General features: G+C 74.6%; 15 protein-coding genes. 12 read left to right on the plus strand and 3 right to left on the minus strand.

The window, feature by feature from the left end; translation table 11 throughout:
* The 7 genes from ACFYXK_RS07845 (at position 1) to ACFYXK_RS07875 (ending at position 8,691) form a co-directional block, all read left to right on the plus strand.
* A complete protein-coding gene (locus ACFYXK_RS07845) occupies positions 1-1,317 on the plus strand; it encodes a hypothetical protein (RefSeq protein ID WP_389410288.1) in 1,317 nt (438 codons plus the stop codon).
* On the plus strand, positions 1,314-3,827 hold the full coding sequence (locus ACFYXK_RS07850) for a GTPase-associated protein 1-related protein (protein ID WP_389410289.1): 2,514 nt from the start codon (positions 1,314-1,316) through the stop codon (positions 3,825-3,827). The genes ACFYXK_RS07845 and ACFYXK_RS07850 overlap by 4 nt, the downstream gene beginning before the upstream one ends.
* On the plus strand, positions 3,824-5,491 hold the full coding sequence (locus ACFYXK_RS07855) for a hypothetical protein (RefSeq protein WP_389410290.1): 1,668 nt from the start codon (positions 3,824-3,826) through the stop codon (positions 5,489-5,491). The genes ACFYXK_RS07850 and ACFYXK_RS07855 overlap by 4 nt, the downstream gene beginning before the upstream one ends.
* Before the next feature lie 52 nt (positions 5,492-5,543).
* Positions 5,544-5,672, plus strand: a complete 129-nt coding sequence (locus ACFYXK_RS07860; RefSeq protein ID WP_266634302.1) for a hypothetical protein — start codon at positions 5,544-5,546, stop codon at positions 5,670-5,672.
* Between the two features lie 36 nt (positions 5,673-5,708).
* Positions 5,709-6,371 carry a VWA domain-containing protein gene (locus tag ACFYXK_RS07865; RefSeq protein WP_389410550.1) on the plus strand — a complete coding sequence of 221 codons (663 nt, stop codon included), beginning with the start codon at positions 5,709-5,711 and terminating at the stop codon, positions 6,369-6,371.
* A gap of 92 nt (positions 6,372-6,463) precedes the next feature.
* Positions 6,464-7,363 (plus strand): PP2C family serine/threonine-protein phosphatase, encoded by a 900-nt coding sequence (locus tag ACFYXK_RS07870; protein WP_389410291.1) that lies wholly within the window; start codon positions 6,464-6,466, stop codon positions 7,361-7,363.
* On the plus strand, positions 7,360-8,691 hold the full coding sequence (locus tag ACFYXK_RS07875) for a protein kinase (RefSeq protein WP_389410292.1): 1,332 nt from the start codon (positions 7,360-7,362) through the stop codon (positions 8,689-8,691). The genes ACFYXK_RS07870 and ACFYXK_RS07875 overlap by 4 nt, the downstream gene beginning before the upstream one ends.
* Positions 8,692-8,704: 13 nt before the next feature.
* On the opposite strand, the gene ACFYXK_RS07880 is transcribed toward ACFYXK_RS07875, so the two are convergent.
* Positions 8,705-9,031, minus strand: a complete 327-nt coding sequence (locus tag ACFYXK_RS07880) for a hypothetical protein (RefSeq protein WP_389410293.1) — start codon at positions 9,029-9,031, stop codon at positions 8,705-8,707.
* 25 nt (positions 9,032-9,056) lie between these two features.
* Positions 9,057-10,553, minus strand: a complete 1,497-nt coding sequence (locus ACFYXK_RS07885) for a hypothetical protein (RefSeq protein ID WP_389410294.1) — start codon at positions 10,551-10,553, stop codon at positions 9,057-9,059.
* A 205-nt stretch (positions 10,554-10,758) separates the two neighbouring features.
* On the opposite strand from ACFYXK_RS07885, the gene ACFYXK_RS07890 reads away from it, so the two are divergent.
* Genes ACFYXK_RS07890 through ACFYXK_RS07910 form a run of 5 tightly spaced genes read left to right on the plus strand, consistent with a single transcriptional unit; the run spans position 10,759 to position 16,373 of the window.
* Positions 10,759-11,781: a 3-oxoacyl-ACP synthase III family protein gene (locus ACFYXK_RS07890; RefSeq protein WP_389410295.1), complete on the plus strand. Its 1,023-nt coding sequence runs from the start codon at positions 10,759-10,761 to the stop codon at positions 11,779-11,781.
* Positions 11,778-12,524, plus strand: coding sequence for a glycosyltransferase (locus ACFYXK_RS07895; protein ID WP_383508913.1), 747 nt, complete (start codon positions 11,778-11,780; stop codon positions 12,522-12,524). The genes ACFYXK_RS07890 and ACFYXK_RS07895 overlap by 4 nt, the downstream gene beginning before the upstream one ends.
* Positions 12,524-14,047 (plus strand): class I adenylate-forming enzyme family protein, encoded by a 1,524-nt coding sequence (locus ACFYXK_RS07900; RefSeq protein WP_389410296.1) that lies wholly within the window; start codon positions 12,524-12,526, stop codon positions 14,045-14,047. Before ACFYXK_RS07895 ends, ACFYXK_RS07900 begins: the two co-directional genes overlap by 1 nt.
* Complete coding sequence (locus tag ACFYXK_RS07905) at positions 14,044-15,387, plus strand: cytochrome P450 (RefSeq protein WP_389410297.1); 1,344 nt, start codon at positions 14,044-14,046, stop codon at positions 15,385-15,387. Before ACFYXK_RS07900 ends, ACFYXK_RS07905 begins: the two co-directional genes overlap by 4 nt.
* Positions 15,384-16,373 carry an NAD-dependent epimerase/dehydratase family protein gene (locus tag ACFYXK_RS07910; protein ID WP_389410298.1) on the plus strand — a complete coding sequence of 330 codons (990 nt, stop codon included), beginning with the start codon at positions 15,384-15,386 and terminating at the stop codon, positions 16,371-16,373. The genes ACFYXK_RS07905 and ACFYXK_RS07910 overlap by 4 nt, the downstream gene beginning before the upstream one ends.
* Positions 16,374-16,641: 268 nt before the next feature.
* Here the strand turns inward: ACFYXK_RS07910 and ACFYXK_RS07915 are convergent, their stop codons facing one another.
* Complete coding sequence (locus tag ACFYXK_RS07915; protein ID WP_389410299.1) at positions 16,642-20,139, minus strand: NACHT domain-containing protein; 3,498 nt, start codon at positions 20,137-20,139, stop codon at positions 16,642-16,644.
* Positions 20,140-20,296: the final 157 nt, after the last annotated feature.

Below are 20,296 nucleotides of genomic sequence, written 5' to 3' on the forward strand. Positions count from 1 at the left end.
ATGACCTCCGTCGTCTGCCCCTACTGCTTCGACCGTTCGGCCGCCGCCCGGCTGCCGTTCCGCTGCCAGATGTCCGCCACCGGGGTGCGCGGCGGCAAGCCGTGCACTGCGGAACTCGACGGCATATGGGCGGAGTTCATGGGGCCGAGCGTGCCGCCCGCGCTGAAGATGCGCGGGCCGGTCTTCACCGCCCCGCGCGGTCTCGCCGGCCGTCTCGGCAGCGGCGGCGCCACGCGGGCGGACTGTCCGCAGTGCGGGGTGTCCACCCCCGTCCGGGTCTGCATGCGCTGCCACAGCGACTTCCCGAGCGACTACACCGACCAGGACACCCGGATCATCGCCCTGCTGGGCCCCAAGGCCTCGGGCAAGAGCACGTACGTCTCCGTCCTGATCAACGAGCTGCGCAACCGGGTGGGCCGGGCGTACGGCGCCTCCATCACGGCGATGGGCGGCGAGACCCAGCGCCGGGACCGGGAGATGGCCGAGGACCTGTACGACCGGCTGCGGCTGCCGGAGGCGACGAGACCGGCGGCGCTCGGCTTCAACGACCCGCTGCTGTACCGGCTGAGCCTGCCGCTGCGCCGCCGGCTGCGCGGGGACGGCAGCCGGCACACCGCGCTCGTGTTCTTCGACGCGGCGGGCGAGGACCTCGCCAGCGCGGAGGCCATGGACCGGTACACCCACTACCTGGCGGCCGCCGACGGGATCATCCTGCTGGTGGACCCGCTGCAGATGCGGGCCGTACGGGACCAGCTGCCGGTGGACGCGGGGCCGCCGCTGCCCACCGTGGAGACCCCGCCGCAGCAGATCGCGGCGGACCTGGCCGCACAGCTGCGGGCCCACGGGCGGGGCACCTCGCGCGGCCGGGTCACCACGCCCGTAGCGGTGGCGGTGACCAAGACGGACTCCCTGTTCTCGCTGGTGGGGCCGCACTCCCCGCTGCGGCGCAATGCCGGGCACGCGGGCGGCACGGTGGACGACGAGGACCGGCTCGCCGTGCACGAGGAGATGCGGGGGCTCCTCGACGGCTGGGACTCGGGGGCGCTGTACCGCCAGCTGGACCGGGACTTCGCCCGGCTGTCGCTGTTCGGGCTCTCGGCGCTCGGCTCCCCGCCGCCCGCGCACGCCCCGGCGGACGCCCCGAAGTCGGGACCGCAGCCGCTGCGGGTCGAGGACCCGCTGCTGTGGCTGCTGGGGCTGGGCGGGCTGCTGCCGCGCACCGGGACCGGCGGCGCGGGCCGGCGTACGGCAGCGGCCGCAGGCGCCTCCGCAGGTGCGACGGCGGACCGCTCGTACGCACCGGGAGGAGAGGCGTGAACCTCGCGCAGATGCACTACACCTCGGCGCCGCCGGGGCCCGACGGCTCGGGCTTCCGGTTCACCGCCGTCAGCCCCGGGGTGCCAGCCTCGCTGCTGCGCGAGGCCGAGCAGCTGATCGGGTACGAGCCGCCCCGGGACGCGCCGCCGCGCCCGAGCGCGGACCAACTGGGCGCATTCCCGCAGGCCTTGAGCCTGAACGTGCTCGCCGACGGCAGCCGGCTGCTGGCCCGCTCCGTGTACACGGGCGCCGACTACAGCGGGCGCTGGGGCAACTTCCACGCCCACGCGGTGCACCTGCCGCAGCCCGCCGACCCGGACCGGCCAGCCGAATGGCCGCTGCCCATCACGTCCTGGGGCTCCCGGCAGTGGGCGGCCGATTCCCCGCCGGCCGGGGCGCCCGTACCGCCGCTGGCGTCGGTGCCGGTCCCGGGCCCGCTCGACGTCGGCGCGCTGGCGGCCTTCGTGAGCGCCCGCGGGCCCTGGCTCGCCGGGTTCTTCGCCGATGTGCGCCGGCTCGTCGAGGAGCCGGCCGCCCCGCAGCTCGTCCTGGTGGAGCAGGACAGCGAGGCCGTGGCCTGGTGGATCCTGCTCGCCTGCAGTGTGCTGCCGCACCGGCGGGGCCAGTGGCTCACCTTCACCACCTACACCCGGCGGCCGCAGCTCGCCCGGCAACAGATCATCGGAGTGGTGCCGGAGGACGGCCTGGGCCTCGCCGGGCAGGAGCACCGCTACCGGGTGTACGACGCCGCCCGTGCGGCGGCCCCCGCACCGGGCACCGACCCGTGGGCGCAGACCGCCGCGTCGATCTGGCGGGCGCAGCGGCAGGACCTCTTCGCGGACGTCCGGCAGCTGCCCGGCGAGCGGTCCGGCCCGTACGAGGCGGGCCCGCTGGCCGCGCTCGCGCTCGCCGCGGGCATCGGGCTGGACTCGGCGGGCCGGACCGCGGCCGCCGACTGGGCCGCCGGACACCGGGAGGCGCTGGACGGCGTACGGCTGCACGCGCTGGCCCGGGCGCTGGGCGGCCCGGCCGGGGACCGGGAGCCCGAGGAGGCCGCCGCGAGCGGGCGGCTGCTGACGGCCCTGGCCGGCTGGGCACCCCCGGCGGTGAGCGAGCCGCTGCTGGAGCTGGCCCTGGCCGGGGCGGTCCGCTCGGGCGGCGCCGTTCCGCCCGCCGGGGGGCTGGGCGAGGCGGCCCGGGCCCGGCTCGCGGCCGAACTGGGGCCGGAGCTGCGGGCGGCACTCACCGACCCGGAGCGCGAACCGGACGACCGGGTCGGGCTGTTGCGGGTCGCCGGCGAACTCGGGGTGGGCACCGCGGATCTCCTGCCCGACGTGGCAGGGCAGTTGGCGCGCGCCCTGATCGCCGATCCGGAGCGGGCGTACGGCGAGTCGGTACGGGCCGCGCTGGCGGAGCAGGCCGGGCTGCGGGAACGGGCCGGGCTGCGGGGCCTGGTACTCGACCGGCTGGACGCGCTCGCGGCGGGCGATCCGGCCGCGGGGGCCCGGCTGTTCGCCCTCACCCCACTGCGGCTGACCGGCGCCGAGGCGCTGCCGCATCTGCGGATGTGCGCGCAGGCACCCGTGGTGACGGGGGCGGGCGGGGACCGGGTGCAGGCGCTGACCGGGCTCGTGGAGCACTCCGGCGCCTCGCTGGAGGAGGAGCCGCTGGTGCTGCGCACGGCGATGCGGCTGGTGTGGGGCGCGGAGCCGCCGGGAGCGGGCGAGGCCTGGCTGGCCCTGTCCGCACTGGGCGACCGGGCCCACCGGGAGGCCGGCACCTGGGAGCTGCTCGCGCAGGCGGCGGTCTGCGCCCCGGCCGACGACCGGTACGCCGAGGAGCTGGCGCCGGAGCTGCTGCGGCGGTTCTCCGCGGAACTCCCCGCCCCGCTGCGGTCCTCGCTGCTGCTGCTGGAGCTGGCCCGGAACCTGCGGGCCGGTCAGACGGGGCCGGGCTGGGTCCGCCAGGCCCTGGACCTGCGGACGCTGGACCCCACGCCGACGGCGCGCGAGCACGCCTACGCGGCGGTGGCCGGCCGGCTGCTCGCCGAGGACCGGCCCGAAAGCGAGCTGCGGGCCCTGATCGAGAGCAACGACGCCGAGCTGCTGGCCGCGTACCGGCGGGCCGCCCGCCTGCCGCAGGTCTCGGACCGGCTGGGGCGCGACCCCCGGTACGCGGCGGAGTGCTTCGCCGCCTGGTCCTCCCAGCCCCAGGCGGGCCCGGTGTGGCAGGAGGCCCGCACCGACCTGCTCGACGGCGTGCTGCGCCCGGTCGTACGCGGCCTGGCGCCGACGGAGGCAAGGGCGCTCGAGGAGGCCCTGGCCCGGCTCGGCGGCCGCTGGGCGGAGGACTTCCGCAGCTGGCAGCGGCCCGGCGCCTTCGGACGGCTGCGCGACCGCTTCGGCGGCTCCGGGCGCCGCGCCGCGAAGCCCGCGCCCGGCAGCCCGCCGCTGCGGGGCGGCTCCGGCGGGCCCATCGCCCCCGGTGAATCCGCCGCGGAGGGGCGGTGACCGTGAACGCGGGGCTCGTCCTGCAGGTCCTCGGGGTGGCCACCGGCGTGATCGGGGCGGCCGTCTGTCTCGGGTACGGGCTGTGGCGGTTCCTGGCACTGGCGCTGGGAGCCGCCTGGACCGCCCTCGGGCCGCGCACGCCCGGGACCCCCGACCCGCGGATCAGCCCGTACGGAGGCACGGAGCCGGGACAACCGGCCTACTGGGCACGGCAGATGTGGATCGACGCCCGTGCCGCGGCGCAGGCGGCGGGGCACACCGTCCGGTACCTGCTGGTCCACCACTGGCTCGACGAGATCGTCCGCCACCGGCTGCTGAGCGGCCGCAACGGATCGACCGGGGAGCGCGCCGAGCACGTCCTCGGGCGGCTCCTGCTGCGGCTGCTCGCACCGGCGACGGCACTGGCCGCGCTGCTGTCCGCCCTGCTGTCCTGCGCCCTGCTCCTCGGCGTCGCGCTGGCGTTCGCCGCCCAGCTGCTGCTGGTCTCGGCCGTGGCGCTGGCCGGGGTACTGGCCGGGCGGGCCGCGGATCGGCTGTGGAAGCTGGCCCGCGGCATCCGCATGAAGTGCCCGTACCCCGGCTGCTACCGGCCGTTCCCGCTGGCCGTGCACGTCTGCCCGGGCTGCGGCGCCGCCCACCGCGAGCTGAGGCCCGGCCGGTACGGGGCGCTGCGGCACGTCTGCCGCTGCGGGCGGGCGCTGCCCACCACCGCGCTCGCCGGGAGGCGCGGGCTCACCGCCCGCTGCCCGCACTGCGACCAGGGGCTGCCGCCGGCCGTGGGCACCACGCGGGTGGTGCACGTGCCGCTGATCGGGGGCACCTCCGCGGGGAAGACCATGCTGATGGCGGCGATGCTCGACGGGCTGCGGGCGTGGTCGCACGAGTCGGCGCTGACCGTCGAGTTCGCGTCCCCCGCCGACCGGCGCGAGGCCAACACGCTGGGCCGGCAGGTGGAGTCGACGGGGTGGGCGCTGAAGACGCAGGGCGGGCAGCCCCGGGCGCTGATGCTGCTCGTCGGGCGCGGCCGCGGCCGGCTGCTGCGGCGGCAGCGGCTGCTGTACCTGTACGACCCGATGGGCGAGTCGCTGCGCGATGCGGACACCACCCGGCGCCAGGAGTACCTCGCGCATGCGGACGGGGTCCTGCTGGTCGCGGACGTGCTGGCCTCGCCCGCCGTACGGCGCACCCTGCGCGGGGGCGACGGGCAGCTGGCGGTGGCCGCCCGGCCCGCCGACCTCGGTCCGGTGGAGACGTATGCGGGCTTCACCGGAGAGCTCCAGGGGCTGGGCGGCCGGCGGCGGCGCCTCGGCGTGGCGGCGGTGGTGACCAAGCGGGACGTGCTGGACCGGCTGGACTCGCTGCCGCGGCCGGAGGGTGCGGTCGACGCCTGGCTGGCCGAGATCGGGCTCGGCGAGCTGGTCCGCGCCCTCGGCCACGACTTCGCGGCGGCCCGCTACTGGGCGGTCAGCGCCCGTGCCGCCACCGGAGCGGGCGCGCTCGGGTCCGAGCAGCGCAGGGCGGCGGAGCCGGTGCTGTGGCTGCTGTCCCGTACGGGGCTGCGCATCGGCGGGGCGGCGGCCGCGGCGCAGGATCCGCGCCTGCCCCGGCTGCCCCGGCCCCGGGGGCGCACCGGCCGGCCGGCAGCAGATCGATCAAGCCTGTGACGTGGGCGGGGCCGGGAGCTAGGGTCCAGGAGATGAGGAGGGGCAACACCCCATGGTGACACCGCAGATCGCGCGGGGGCGGCTGCTGATGCTGGTCCTGTTCGTGGTGGCGGTCGTGATGACGGCGGCCGCCGGGCTGGCGGCGCTCGTGCGGTACGTACCGCAATGGCTCGGGAGTTGAAGGAGATTAGCGGTGAGTGACATCCCCGGCGGGCCGATGGCGAACCGGCCCGTCCACTTCATCTGGCTGCTCGACTGCTCGTACTCGATGCAGGGCGAGAAGATCGGCCAGCTCAACTACGCGATCAGAGAGGCCGTTCCGGAGATGCGCCAGGTGGCGCAGGACAATCCGGCGGCTCAACTGCTGCTGCGCACGATGACGTTCTCCACCACCGCCCGCTGGCACCATCAGGACCCGGTTCCGGTGGAGAACTTCACCTGGCAGGACGTCCAGGTGGACGGCATGACCAATCTGGGCGAGGCGCTCCAGCTGGCGGCCCGGGAGCTGGACACCCCGCCGATGCCGCAGCGGGCGCTGAAGCCGGTGCTGGCGCTGGTCTCGGACGGGGTGCCGACGGACGACTGGAAGGCGGGGCTGCGGGCGGTCGACGCGACCCCGTGGGGGCGCAAGGCCGTACGGGTGGCCATCGCGATCGGCGCGGATGCCGACCGCACCGTGCTGCAGGAGTTCCTCGGCAATCCGGAGCTCCAGCCGCTGGACGCGAACAGCCCCAAGCAGCTGGCGGCGGCGATCCGCTGGGCCTCGACGGCCGCGGTCAAGGCGGCCTCGCAGCCGGTGGCGGGCTCCGCGGACGCGATGGCGAAGCAGCCGCCGTACGCTCCGCCGGTGCTGGACGACGACGATGACGACGTGTGGTGAGCGGGCCCGTGTCACCGGAACCACCACCCGTACCAGGGCCCGTGCCGGGTCCCGTTCCGCTCTGGGCCACGCTCCGGGAGAGCGTCCAGGGCGTGAACAAGACCCGCAACCAGGACTACTGCGAGGTCGCGGGGCTCGGCACCGCCGAGGAGCCGCTGATCATGGCGGTGGCCGACGGCCACGGCTCCGCGGTGCACGCCCGCAGCCATCTGGGCTCCCGTTTCGCGGTGGACCTGTTCGTGGAGGAGGCCCGGCGGTTCGGGGCGCTCGCCCAGCCCCGCGGCGAGGAGCGTCCGCCGAGCCTGGCCTGGCTGATGCACTATGCCGAGCACGCCTTCCCCCGCCAGCTGGTCAGCGCATGGCGGGAGAAGGTCCTCGGCAACTGGGAGCGGACCAGCTCCCACGAGGAGCCCGGCCTGTCCGAGGAGCACAAGCTGCTGCTGTACGGGAGCACGCTGGTCGGTGCGGTGCTCACGCCCCGGGTGTTCGCGGCCTGGCAGCTCGGCGACGGCGAGCTGACGGTGGTGGACGACGACGGGCGGGTGACCGTACCGCTGGCGCCCGCCGAGGCCGACCTGGGGGACGAGACGGAGTCGCTGTGCAGCCCGGCGGCGTGGCTGCGCGTACGGACGCACTGGGCGCCGGTGACCGCGCCCTCGCGGGCGCCCCGGCTGGTCGCGGTCTCCACCGACGGGCTGTCCAAGAGCTTCGCCTCGGACCGGGGCTTCCTGCAGTTCATGGCCGGGCTGGACGACCGGCTGTCGGCGGAGGGCGCGGACGCCGTCCGGGCCGTCCTGCCGCAATGGCTTGCCAAGGCCTCGCAGCACTCGGGGGACGACACGACCCTGGTGGCGGCCTGGCACCCGGCACCGGCGGCAGCCGGCGGGGCGTACGGGGCGACCAGGACCTACGGGGCCGCCGGGACCCACGGGGCCGGGGAGACGACCACTGACGCGGCACCACCGACCGACCCGTACGGGAGAGACGAATGAGCGGCATGCTCGACAGCGGCACCTTGCTGACGACCGACGGCGGCACGGGCGTGGAGGTCTTCGACCTGCTCGGCGCCGGCGGCCAGGGGGAGGTCTACCGGGTGCGGACCCCCGCCGGGTACCAGGCGCTCAAGTGGTACTACCCGGCCTGCGCCACCCCCGCCCAGGAGGACATCGTCCGACAGCTGGTGGGCCGCGGCTTCGACGACGACCGCTTCCTGTGGCCCCTGGACTTCGTGGCCGACGGGCGCGGCGCGTTCGGGTACCTGATGGACATCCGCCCGGACCGGTTCAAGGGCCTGCCCCTGCTGTTCCGGCGGCAGCTGCACACCACGCCCCGGGCCCTGCTGACGGCCTGCCTGTACACGGTCGAGGCGTACCAGGCCCTGCATTCGCGCGGGATCGCGTACCGGGACATCTCCTGGGGCAACATCTTCTTCGACCCGGCCACCGGCGACGTGCTGGTCTGCGACAACGACAACGCGGTGGTGGAGGGGGACAGCACCGGCATCTCGGGGACGATGGAGTTCATGGCGCCCGAGCTGGTGCGGGGTGACCCGGGGGTCTCCCCCGGCACCCAGAGCGATCTGCACTCGCTGTCGGTCCTGCTGTTCATGCTGCTGATGAACCACCACCCGCTCAAGGGCAGGCGTGAGCTGGCGATCCACTGCCTCGACGAGGCGGCGGAGCGCAAGCTGTACGGGAAGCAGCCGCTGTTCGTCTTCGACCCGCAGGACCGGTCCAACGCGCCCGACCCGGCCGAGCAGGCGACGGTACTGGCCACCTGGGCGGCGGCGCCGGACTCCCTGCGGGACCTGTTCACCAAGAACTTCACGACGGGCCTGCACGATCCCACGACCCGGGTCCGGGAGTCGCAGTGGCGGGACACCCTGCGGGCCGTGCTCGACGCGGTGGTGGAGTGCGCGCAGTGCGGGAAGCAGAACATGACCGAGCCGCGGGCCGCCGATCCGGGCACGTGCTGGAGCTGCGGGAGCACGCTGGTGCTGCCGCCGCGGCTGGTGCTGACCACTCCGCCGCCGCGCACCGAGCACCACATCCTGCTGCACCGGTCCTCGCGGGTGCAGGCGCACCATCTGGCCCCGGAGCCGGCCCGGCACGACTACGGCGATGCGACGCTGGTGGCGCAGCTGACCGAACACCCGCAGAAGCCGGGCCGGTTCGGGCTGGCGAACCGGTCGGCCTCGGCATGGACGGGGACCCGCGCGGACGGCTCCACCCAGCGGATCGACCCGGGACAGACGGTGCCGCTGCGCTCGGGCCTGGAGCTGGACTTCGGCGGCGCGCGGGCCGTCGTACGGTCGAAGTAGCGCTCCGGCGTGATCAGTTGCCCAGGAGGCGGCTGATCTCCTGGGCGAGGGCGAGTCCGCCGCTGCTGGCGCCGAGACCGAGGGTGATGGTCTCCAGCGAGCGGCGGATCACCCCCGGCTCGGCGGCGCGCCGCTCCTGCGCGGCCCGGTCCAGTTCGCCGCGCAGGGTCTCGGCGGCGGCGATCCGCTCCTGGGCCGCGCCCTGGTCGCGCAGCCACTGCGCGAGTTCCGCGGCCAGCCGCAGGGTCTCGGCGGCGGTGTCCTGCCCGCCGATGTTGATGGTGCCGTTGTCGCCGATGATGCCGGCGGTGACCTTCTCGTTGAAGTTGAAGGTGCCCATGCGTCCCTCCCGATCGTGGTGGCGGTCAGGGCGTCCCTCGGCCCTGACCGGCGTGCCCGGCCTGTGCACCGGGCCCGTTGTGGTGGTTGACCGTGCCGTTGTCGCCGATGACGCCCGCCTGCACGCTGCCCTGGAAGGTGTAGGTGTGCGTGTTGATGACCTGCTGCGCCTGGTCGTAGGAGCTGGTGTCGATGTTGTGGTCCTTCAGGAACCGCTCCGTCGCTATCAGCACGCCCTGCTGCAGGCGCTGCAGGAAGTCCTGGGAGTCCGTGCGTTCGCTGAATCCCAACTGGTTCCAGTCCGCGACGCGTTCGCGGATGCTGTCCTCGGCGCCGTAGTCGTACAGTGCGTGCCGTTTGTCGATCTCGCGCCGTACCTTCTCCAGGGCGCGGGCGCGCCTGCGCTGCTCGGCGGACCGCTGCATGAGCCGCGAGGAGGCCTTGAGCAGGGTGGTCCCGGTCCGGGACGTGGCGAAGGAGACCAGGCTCCACCAGCGCTCGAGCCCGTCCAGCGGCAGCCGGTTCACCCGGCCGAAGCGCGCCTGGAGCGGGGGGATGCCGTACGCCGACACCTCCCAGGTGAGGCTGGGGTGGTGGAGGCGGGCGCGCAGGTGCATGGAGACGATGGCCCGGCCGCCCTCGCCGGCCCGGACCAGGCTGAGGTAGGTGCGCATGCCGGCGCCGGACTGCATCAGGCCCGCCTGGACCAGCTGCTTGGGGATCTGGGCGCGCGGCCGGCGCAGCCGGTCCGGCAGCAGGTCCGCGCCCACGTACGGGACGTTGGTCCCCATGACGTAGAGCCGGTTGCGGACCTGGAGGCCCTTGAGGCCGGCGATCTTCTCCATCTCGCGGGCCACGTAGGTGTGCAGGTCGACCGCGTCGAACGGCTTGATGGGCAGCTTGCCGCCGTTGCCCGCCGGGTCGTCGGCGGGGCGGCTGACGTCGATGGGCTGCCAGACCATCTCCTTGAGCTTGGAGCCGCTGCCGACGAAGGGGTTGGTGCGCTCGGCGCTCGCCGTGTACGGGACCACGTTGGCCCGCTTCGTCTCCAGCAGCCGCTGCTCCACCTCCGGTTCGACGGCCGGGGCCAGGTCCGCCGGGCGGTCCGCGCCGTGCTCCACGGCGAGCGCCGCCGTACGGGAGCGGCTCTCGGCCTGGTGGACGAGCCACCAGGCACTCGCGTAGGCGAGGAGGACCAGTGCGGCGGCCGTGTACGCGAGCACCCACCGGGCGGTGACCACCGCGTACAGCAGCAGCGGCAGCGCCGCCCATACGCCGACGGCGCAGATCCAGGCCAGGCGCCGGTCCCGTACGTCGATCCGCCGGACCGCCGCGCGCGAGTGGCGGGCCAGCGCCATCAGGTCGATGCCGAGGGAGAGGCCGGTGGCGCGCAGCCCGTCCGCGGTGAGTTCCACCTCCACGTCGCGGGCGAAGTCCTCGTCCAGGTGCGCTCCTGCGCACAGTCGGCGGGTCACCGCATCGGTGCGGTACTGCGCCAGCGCCGGTAACCGGCGTGCTGCCATGTGCCTCTCCCCCGTGTCCCCCGTGTCCCCCGCGGGTCTTCGGGACACCCTACGGAAACGGGACCTGGCTGTCCCGCCGTTGGGGGTGACCGACGGGTCGGGCCGGGCGGGAGGCGCAGGTACTCATGCCGGGTGTGCCGCGCGCGGAGCCGATCTGAGCATCCGTACTCAGGTCCGGCCGCTCGCGGGGTCGCATCGTGGGGGCATGCTCATTCAGTCGTGTGATCCGTCGCCGCGCGCCGGTATAACCGCCGTCGGCAGCCTGTTGCCCGAGGAGGTCCGCTCCTCGGAGGACCTCCAGCGGGAGGTGGCCCGCCGCAGCGGCCTCACCCTGCCGCCGAGGCTGCTGACGCAGGCCACCGGGATCGTCTCGCGCCGCGTCGCGGGCGAGGGTGTGTACGCCTCGACGCTCGCCGTGGGCGCCGCGCGCCGGGCGCTGGCCGCCGGCGGGCTCGGCCCGATGGACATCGACCTGCTGGTGTTCGCGTCGGCGTCGCGCGACATGGTCGAGCCCGCGACCGCGCACATCGTGCAGGCGGAACTCGGCTCCCGGGCCCATGCCGTGGACGTCACCAACGCCTGCAACAGCTTCGTGAACGGCATCGACCTGGCCAGGGCCATGATCCTGGCCGGGCGGGCCCGGCGGGCGCTGGTCGTGACCGGGGAGACCCCGAGCCGGGCGGTGCAGTACGCGCCGGCCGACCTGGCGGAGCTGCGCGAGGGCTTCGCCGGGTACACGTTCGGGGACGCGGGGGCGGCCGTCGTCGTGGAGGCGGTGGAGCGCGGCGGGATCCTCGACGTGGACACCGAGACGCATTCCGAGCACTGGGAGGTCGGGGGCATCCCGGGGGGCGGTTCGCGGTACCCGCGCGGGGACGCGTACACGTACTTCCGCGGTGACGGGCACGAACTGCGCGGCGTCTTCGAGAAGGTGGGCACGGCCGTCATCGACCGGACCCTGCACCGCACGGGGATGGACTGGGACGGCTTCGCCAAGGTGCTGGTGCACCAGGTGACGGTGCCGTACCTGGAGCGGTTCGCGGAGCTGACCGGGGTACCGGCCGGGAAGCTGGTGGTCACCGTGCCCGAGCTCGGGAACGTCGCGAGCGCGAGCATCGGTGTGCAGCTGGACCGGGTCTTCGGGGAACTGGAGCCGGGGGAACGGGTGTTGTGTGTGGGGCTGGGCGGCGGGATCAGCATCATGACGATGGTCTGGGAGAAGTCGTGACCGGGCGGCTGTGGGTGGTCGTGCCCGCCCATCAGGAGGAGGCGCGCCTCGGCGACACCCTGCGGGCGCTCGCGGCCCAGCGCGACCGGGACTTCACGCTGCTGGTCGTCGACAACGCCTCGGCGGACAACACGGCTGCGATCGCACGGGAGTTCGCCGCGGTGGCGCCGTTCGCGGTCGAGGTGATCGAGGAGCCGGAGAAGGGGGTCGGCTCGGCCGTGGACACCGGATTCCGGTACGCGATCGGCCGGGGTGCGACCCTGCTCGCGCGGACGGACGCCGACTGCCTGCCGCGGCCCGGGTGGACGGGTGCGGCACGGGCCGCGCTCACGGCCCGCCCGGGCCTGGTGTGCGGGCGGATCACCGCCCGGCGCGACGAGCACGGGCCGCTCGGCCGGGCCGGTTTCGCGGGGCTGGTCCGGCTGGCCGCGCTGTTCGGGCGGCTGCGGCCGGAGCACGCGGCCCGGCGGGGCGGCTTCAAGGCCCCGTACCGCATGCACGCGGGGAACAACATGGCCATCACCGCCGATCTGTACCTCGCCGTCGGTGGCATGCCGCGGCGCCCCTCGCCCACCGACCGGCTCTTCCTCAACGCCGTACGCCGGCACACCGACCGGATCACGCACTGCCGGCGGATGGTCGTGGAGAACTCCACGCGCCGGCTGAAGGCGTACGGGATCGCCGGCACGGCCCGCTGGTACCTCGACCAGGGCAGCGGCACCCACGGAACGGACCCCCGCTGATGCTCGACCGACTCGACCATGCGCTGCGCGCCCGCCCCGAGCGGGCCGCCGTACTCACCGCAACCCGCACCGGGGCCACCCGGGTCCGCGCCACCCGCGGCGAACTCGCCGAGCTGACCGACGCGTTCGCCGCGGGGCTGCACGCGCGCGGGCTGCGCGCCGGGGACACCGTCGGGGTCGCGGTCCGGCCCGGGGCGCGGGCACTGGCCGTCATGCTCGCACTGTGGCGGCTCGGGCTGCGCGGGGCCGTGCTCGATCCGGGCGCGGGGCCCGACGTGCTGCGCGCCCGCCTCGCGCTGGCCGAGCCCTCGCTCGTCCTCGCCGACGCGGCCGCGCAGGCCGTCGCGGGCTGGGCGCGCCCGCTGGCCCGCCGGGCCAGGCTCGCCCTGCCGGACCTGGCCTCGCTGGGCGCTCCCGTGGCCACCGTCGGGCGGCGGCTGCCCGGCTGCGCGCCCGCGCTGGACCTGGGCGCGGCGCGCTCCGGGGTCCCCGGCCAGGGGCGCCGGCCGGCGTACGGGGACTCCGACGCCGATGCGGTGATCGTCTTCACCTCCGGGACCACCTCGCGGCCCCGGGCCGTGGTGCACACCCGGGCGAGCCTGGCCGCCGGGATGGCCTCCGTCTCCGCGCTGTTCGGCGCCGCGGATCCGGCCGGGGCGGGCGACCCGGTGCTCGGCGGCACCTTCTTCGTGCTCGTGCCCTCCCTTGCGCACGGCGCCCCGGTGGCGCTCCCGGCCCGGTCCCCGGCGGTCCTGGCCCGGCAGCTGCGCCGGCTGCGGCCGCGGGACACGTATCTGACCCCGCCGCAGCTGCGGGACGCCCTGGGCGCGGGGGCGCGCTTCCGGGGCCGGGTGTGGACGGGCTCGGCACCGGCGAGCGCCGAGCTGCTGTCCCGCGTGCGCGGCGCGGGCGCCGAGGAGGCGTGGGGCGTGTACGCGCTCACCGAACTGTTCCCGGCCGCCGCGGTCGAGGCGCGGGAGAAGGCGGCGTACGAGGGTCCGGGCGACCTGGTCGGGGCCCCGCTGCCCGGTGTCACGGCGAAGCCGGACGGGGACGGCCAGCTGCTGCTGGCGGGGGCCGCGGCCCGGCACCGCTACCTGGGCGAGGAGCCCGAGCCGTGGGTGCGTACGGGAGACCGGGCGCGGCTGGACGGCGCGGGGCGGATCGTCCTCGAGGGCAGGAGCAAGGACATGGTGCTGCGCAGGGCCGAGAACATCTACCCGGGCCTGTACGAGCCCGCGCTGCACGTGCCGGGGGTGGAGCTGGCCGTGCTCGTCGGCATCCCGGCGGGCCGGGGCGCCGAGTCCGCGGGCGACGAGCGGCTCGTGGCCCTCGTACAGCCGCAGCCCGGGGCCGCCGAACCGGGGCTGCGCGCCGCGTTGGCGGGGCCGCTGGGGCGGATGGGCTCCGCCCGCCCCGACGCCGTGCTGTTCGCACGGATCCCGCTGGCGGGACGCTCCCGCAAACCCGACCGGGCGGCGGCCGCGGCGCTGGCGGCGGCCCGCCTGAGGGGGACCCGATGACCCAGGCCCGGGCCCGGCGGCGCGACCGCCGGGTGTACGTGCGCAGCCACCCGCTGCTGTTCGCCCTGCTCGCCGCCACGCGCGGGCGCCCCGTACGCCGGCTCGGGGGCACGCTGCTGGTCCACGACGCACCGGCCTACCGCGAGGCCCTGACCCGCCTCCCCCTGAACCGCACGGCCCCCGGCACCACGGGCGCCGCGGCCCGCACCGCCTTGGCCCCACCACCGAACCCGGACCGCCCGACGCCCGCCGGTTCGGCGAAGCCCGACCGCACGACGGCCGACACCGGCGGCTCGGCACGCGCGGCGCTCGCCCCGTCGGCGCACCTCGGCCGCACGACGGCCGACACCGGCGGCAGTGCGGCGCGCGTCGGGCTCGTCGGCTCGGCAGGGCGCGACCACACGGCGGCCGGCGGCACCGGCGGCGTGCTGTTCGATCAGGACGGCAGCGGGCACCGCGCGGACCGGCGGGGGCTCTCGGAGGCGCTCGGTGCGGCCGGGGTGGAGCAACTGCGCGCGCAGTGGCAGCCGTTGCTCACCCGCCGACTGGCGCCGCTCGCGCAGGGCCGCGAGGTCGACATGGCCGCGCTCGCGCGGGAACTGGCCGGGGCGGTGGTCTGCCGGCTGCTGGGCACGGACGCCGACCCGGTGGCGGTGGCACGGGCCGCCGCGGACGCCGCGGCCGCGTCGGTGCGCACCCACCTGCCGGGCCCGCGCCGCCCGGGCGCGAGCGCGGCGGCCGCCCGAACGGCCCGCATGCTGCAGTCCCTCCTGAGCCGCCCCCTCACCGCGCCGTCCCTGCCGCCGTCCGGCGATGCCCCGGTTCTGGCCGGCGGGATGGGTGGGGGCGATGCGCTGGGGGCGATGGTGGCGGTAGCCGCCGTCAACACCACCGTGGCCGCGCTGCCGCGGGCGGTGGCGTGGTGCGCCGACGCCGCTCTGTGGGACCAGGCCGCGGACCCTGCGCTGCGGTTCCGGCTGGCCGACGAGCTGCTGCGGGTCACCGCGGCCTCGCCGCTGCTGCCCCGTGCGGCGGCGGCCGACGGGACGGTCGGCGGCTGCCCGGTCCGCAGCGGCGACCGGCTGCTGCTGGTCGCCCGGCACGCCGCGCAGGCACACGTCCGCGACCCGGACGCCCTCGCCCCGGCCGATCCGGCCCTGGCCCACCTGGTGTTCGGCGCCGGCGCGCATGCCTGCCCCGGTGCCCGCCTGGCCCGCATCCAGCTGGCCGACACCCTGGCGGCCCTGGCCCCGTACCGGCCGGTGGTGACCCGCGCCCGGGTCGACCGCCGGGCCGCCCTGCCGGGCTGGCGCCTGCTGACCGTGAAGGCCACCTCATGAACGCCGACCGGACCGGCCGCACCGCAGCCGCAGCCGCAGCCGCAGCCGCAGCCACCCGGACGGCCGTGGGCCGGGGGCTGCGGGTGGCCGTCACCGGGGCGAGCGGGTTCTGCGGCGGGCACGTGGCGCGGGCCGCCGTGGCGTGCGGGGCCGAGGTGGTGTGTCTGGGGCGGCGGCCGGGGCCCGTCGGGGAGCACCGGTTCTGGGATGCGGCCCGCGAACTCCCGGACCTGGCCGGGGTCGACGTCGTCGTGCACTGCGCGGCCGCGGTCGGCGACCCGGCCCCCGGTTCCCCCGCCGAGGCGGAGATGTACGCGGTCAACGTCACCGGCACCGAACGGCTGCTGCAGGCCGCCGGCGACCGGCCCGTGGTCTGGGTGAGCAGTGCCAGCGTCTACGATCCGCGCCGCGACCGCGCCCTGGTCCGCGAGGACCACCCGCGCGCCGGGCAGTTGAACGCGTACGGCCGCACCAAGGCGGCGGGCGAGGCCCTCGCGCTGGCCGCGGGGGCGGTGGTGCTGCGGCCGCGGGCCGTGTACGGGGCCGGCGACGGCACCCTGCTGCCACGGCTGCTCTCCCGGGTCCGGGCCGGGACCCTGCTGCTGCCGGGTCCGGACGTCCCGCTCAGCCTGACGGCGGTGGAGAACCTGGCCGATGCCGCCCTCGCGGCGGCCGCCGGCTGGGCCCCGGGCGCGTACAACGTGGCCGACGCGGCGCCCTACGCGCGCGACGCCGCCGTACGCCGGGTCCTGCACGCGCACGGCATCGCCGCCCGCATCCGGCACCTCCCGGTCGGGGCGGCCCGTGCGGCGGCCCGCGCGGCGGAGGTGCTCGCGCGCGGCGGCGAACCGGCCCTCAGCCGCTACGCGGTGGACCAGCTGGCCCACCCGGTGGTCCTGGACCTGACCCGGGCCCGGTCCCAGGGCTGGACCCCGCACCGCACCCTGGACAACTACCTGGCCACGCTCGCCCCGGGCGTCTCCTAGAGCGTGTCGTCAAAACGATCTCGGCTTCTGGATCACGGAGCGGTGATACATCGCCATGAACTGTCCGATGCCGAGTGCGAACTCATCGGCCCGTTGCTGCCCTGCCTGCCCAGGCTCGGCCCCGGCTGGACGACCGGACGGTTCTCAACGGGGTCGTGCGGAAGTTATCGTCCGCGCCCGCACGACACGGTCCTGTCGCCCGCCGCAGCCTTGCGGCGGGCGACAGGACCGTCCTGCTGACATGGGTAGCTGAGAGGACCGACCAACGTCACCGGCGTGAGCCCGTCAAATTGGGCCCACCAGCCAGGAAGATCTCGTCCAGCTCCGCCCCGGTCTGTTTCACCTTGCTGAGCCATTCGGCGTCCTCGCTCGCATGTTCGCGCAGATGGATGAGACACCTGCGGAGCACGTACCGCTCCTCGTAGCGGTCGCTGAGGCGGGCGGTTTGCGCGGCCAGGCTCAGGAGCAGGTGCGGCACATGCTCCAAGGGAAGGCGCCGAAACTCGCGATCCAGTCCGCGCACCACAGCGGGCAGGAAGACAGCTAGGAGATCCTCCTGGAGCTCATCGAGGAGCCCGACACAGTCCAGGAAGCGCTGGAGCCACCCGGCCGCATCGAGCCGCTCCACGGGCCGGGCGGCACCAGCTAGCAGGATGTCGATCAGGGCCCGTACCCCGGCCGCCCTGCACCCCGATACCTGCTCGGGCCCAAGCGCCTCCGGGAACGTGGCCAGCGCGATCCCCATCGCGAGGAGCAACTGTTCGTCATCCAGGCCACGACCGAACTCGGCCCGGCGGACGAGGCCCAACCCATTGTCGACACTGAGCGGCCGTACAACGGAATCCCTCCGTGCCTGCTGATGTGGTAGCTGACTCGACCTGCGCAGAACGACGTCGGCTTCCGTGCCCGGCTCCCCTTTCGCAGAGGCGTCTTCGGCCAGGATCCGTTCGGTGGAGATTGCCCGGCTCATCACGTCCCACGACATGGCGTCGAGTTGGGACTCCCACAGGCCGGTGAGCCGGCGCCAAGCCTCTTTGGGCGTGCGCGTCCGTAGCAAGGCGGAGACCCTCACCTCTGTATCGAGCATCGTCCTGATCACCACCAGATTCGCGGTGTAACAGGCCAGCCGGGTCAGTCCGCTCAACTTCCTTGGTTCGTAGCCCAGCTTGCCGCCCGGCGGGATCCCGTCGAGCGCATCGCGCAGCAGCCGGTCAAGCAGTCCGGGAAGCTCGCCGCGCAGCGGCTGTTCGACCGCTCCGAGCAACTCGGCCAGGTTCTCGGCGACCTGCGACCGTTCGACGAGGAGAGTGAAGGACATCAGAGCGTACAGTCTCCGGCAGTCGCGCTGCTCGGCGGTCTCCTTCAGCGCCAACCAGATGCTGCGGGCCACCAGGTACTCGCCGAGGGTCGCGTGCAGAAACTCGAACGTCTTGCGCGCGCTGCCACGAACCATGGCCTGCGCCTCATGGATGAAGAAGAAACGGCCGAAGTCCCGGTCCGACCACTCCTCCCACTCGTCGAGGAGCACCTGTCCGTCCGCCTCCACGGCCTCGGCGTACACGCTCTGCGTACCGCGGTTGAACATGCCGAGCGCGACGACGGACAGGCGCCGCATCTCCGTCTCCGCGTCCACCATCGTCGAGGCCGGTCCCGGATCACGCCGGTGACCCTTGTTTACCTGGCGAATCAGGAACTCCCGGATGAGACGCTCGTACAACTCCACTCCGCTGACCTGACGGTCCCACGTGCGGGCGAGCCCGTTGCCAGTGGAGTCGTAGAGTGCCAGCAACAGGAGGAGGAGTGGCTGGCAGGCCAGTTCGCTGTACTGCAACGCGGCCGCCGTCTCGAGTGGGCGAAGCCTCTCGTCCGCGAAGTACTCCTGGTTGGCGTTGTTCCAGATTTCCAGCCAACGCGCAATCCGCCGCTCATCGAAGGGCTCCAGGCGGATCATGTGACAACCACGGGGGATCTCGACGCGATCGGCGACCACCGTCCGGCTGGTCACCAGGACAGCAACGGGGCGCCGGTTCAGGAATTCACGCTCCTGGAACGCCACGACCTGCTCCAGATAGCGCCAGTTATCACCGCCCGCCTGGAGCAGTTCGTCCAGTCCGTCCAGCAGCACGACCGGCATCCGGTCGGGGGCCCCGCGCACGACCTCCGCCCAACGGGGGCTCTCCCCGAGCTGGGCGGCGATGGCTTCCTCGATCTGGGCCCGGACGGAGGCAGCGGCCGACACCGACCGCAGCTCCACCCTGATCGGCAGATAGTCGGCGCCGGGCAGCCGCGCGGCGAGCAGACGGGTGAGCAGCGACTTTCCAGAGCCCGGGTGGCCATGAACCAGTAGCGGACGAGTCAGGGCGTCAAGGCTGGTGAAGTGCCCGGTGAGGAAGGCCTCGAGGTCGTCCCGCAGCGGCTGCTGGTCCCACCATCGGTCCACGTGCGGACTGGAGCGGGAGGAGTACACCGCGGTTCGGAAGGCAGGATTGACGTAGCCGACGGCCAGGTCGGGGATGACTGGTCCGGCAAGGTCCCCGACACCTGCCACCAAGGGCTGGGTGAGCGTCCGTGCGGGGGCCCAGGCCAGGCTCTCCGACAGCGGGCTGTGGTACGGGGCGGGTTCCCGGAACCCGCCGAGCATGTGGTCGAGCGCCGCCAGGGCGATCCCCCCGGCATTCTCGGCACCCTCGTCGTGCTCATCGGCCGTAGAGCCTGCCGTCGGATGGGCGGGCGGCACCCGGAAGAACAGCTCCCGGGCATACTCGCCGATACTCCGCCTCCACTCGTCGTAGCGGAGCGCCGCCGCCACGGTGAGATCCTGCCTGACGGCCCTGCTCAGTACGGGATTGGCAAGGGTGTCCAGCTTCCTCACCCAGTCTGCACCGCCGAAACCCACCGGGCCCCACGGCAGCCACGCGGAGGGGCGCACCCGGCCGAACTCCGTGAAGAGGGCGGCGAACATCCCGCCTCCGGGCTGTCCGTCCTGCACGGGCCGCCCTTCGAGTGAGACGTCGATACAAGCCGCCAGCCGTACAAGGTGACACATCGCGTGCATGGCCGCCGCCCTGGAGGTGGCGTCGGAGGCGACAGCGCGGGCCGGGAACGCGTCCATCACGTCCTGGAGCGCTCGCCGTAGCTGGCCACAGAAGTCCCGTTGCTCCTTCGCGGACGAGCCCGGTTCACCGCTGAGCAGCTCCTCCAACCGGTCCGTCTCGAGATCCCCGGTACGGATCAAGAAGACCAGACACTGCGTCCAGCCGTACGCCCGCACCTGGAGCATTTCCCGTGGCGACACCGAGAACCGAGGAGCCGTACGAGCGGCAGCGCCACCCTGGTCCCTGGGAGCCGGAAGTCGAGGGCCCGCGTCGCGGGGAAAGCGGTCGGCGTGATCCACCCCGTCTCCCGTCCGGTCTCCGGCCGCCGACTGCTTCGGCAGGCCGGGAGAGCCGGCTGACGTGGCCGCCAGCTTCCAGGCCGCCCGCCACCAGTGTTCCTCGGCCTGACGCTGCGCGCGGCTCTTCGGGTCCTTCGGTGACCCGTCCCTCCAGTCCAGCAGTACGGTGACCAGCTTCCACAGCGGATCGAAGTCCTTCGGAGCACTCCGGGCCTTGAACCACTCCCCCGCTGTCGTGGGGGAAAGGGCTGCAGCACTGCAGGCCTTGGCGCGGGACCATCCGGGCTTGCTCCGCAGAGCCTTCCGTTCCAGTTCGACCAGACCGTCGGCCAGCGCCTGCCGCCCCGGATGCACCCGCTCTACCCGCGCCACGTCGATGCTCTCCTCCCCGCGTCGTCCAGTCGGCGTACGGGGTGTCCGGAGCATCCGTCGCCGATGGCCCGTTCACCCGCCTTGACGTGCCCGGACGCAGTCGATGTCCGGCGCATCCGGAACATATCGCTGTCATTGCCCTCCGTGCACTGAAGTT

It is taken from the genome of Streptomyces sp. NPDC002209 (assembly GCF_042890265.1).
Taxonomy (GTDB): domain Bacteria; phylum Actinomycetota; class Actinomycetes; order Streptomycetales; family Streptomycetaceae; genus Streptomyces.